This window comes from Streptomyces odontotermitis (assembly GCF_050510915.1).
Classification (GTDB): Bacteria; Actinomycetota; Actinomycetes; order Streptomycetales; family Streptomycetaceae; genus Streptomyces.
On sequence record NZ_JBNJLS010000059.1, the window covers coordinates 1 to 790 of the forward strand.

The 790-nt window shown below is 66.7% G+C and carries 1 protein-coding gene; it reads left to right on the plus strand.

Annotation, left to right across the window (positions count from 1 at the left end):
• Positions 1-48: 48 nt before the first annotated feature.
• Positions 49-790 (plus strand): transposase (locus tag ACQB60_RS45735; protein ID WP_496932040.1); only part of this gene is annotated, 742 nt, incomplete at its 3' end.

Sequence of the window (790 nt, forward strand, 5' to 3'; positions counted from 1 at the left end):
CTAGAGGTTGTCCCGTAACTCCTGTGGCTGTTGAGGCGTTGTCCGGTCATGGGTGGGGTGATCTCAGCAGATGATCCGAAGTGGATCGAGCCGTTCGTAGGGTTGAGCCCTGTGCAGTTCGACCGTCTCGTCGCGTTGGTACGGCGTCGAGGCGGTGACATCCAGCGGGGCCGGCCGTGGCGATTGCCGCTGGCGGACCGGGTGTTGCTGGTGGCCACGTACTGGCGCACGAACCTGACGCTCAGGCAGGTGGCGCCCTTGTTCGGGATCTCGAAGTCGGCCGCGGACCGGATCCTGGACCATCTGGCGCCGCTGCTGGCAATCTCCCCGGCCCGCCGCAAGCGGGAGGACACCGTCTACATCGTCGACGGCACCCTGGTACCCACCCGGGACCGCAGCATCGCGGCCTCGAGCAAGAACTACCGCTACTCAACGAACCTGCAGGTCGTCATCGACGCCAACAGCCGCCTGGTCGTGGCCATCGGGGATCCCCTGCCCGGCAGCCGAAACGACTGCCGGGCCTTCGCCGAGTCTGGGGTCGACACGGCCTGTCGGGGTGTCCCGGTGATCGCCGATGGCGGATACCAGGGCACCGGACTGCTCATCCCACACCGCAAACGACCCGGCCAGGACCGTTTGAGTCCACAGCAAGAGGCCGAGAACGCCGTCCACCGCCGAGCCCGAGCACGCGTCGAACATGCCCTGTCCCGGCTCAAGAACTGGAAGGTTCTGCGGGACTGCCGCCTCAAGGGCAGAGGCGTGCATCAAGCCATGCTCGGTGTCGCACGCC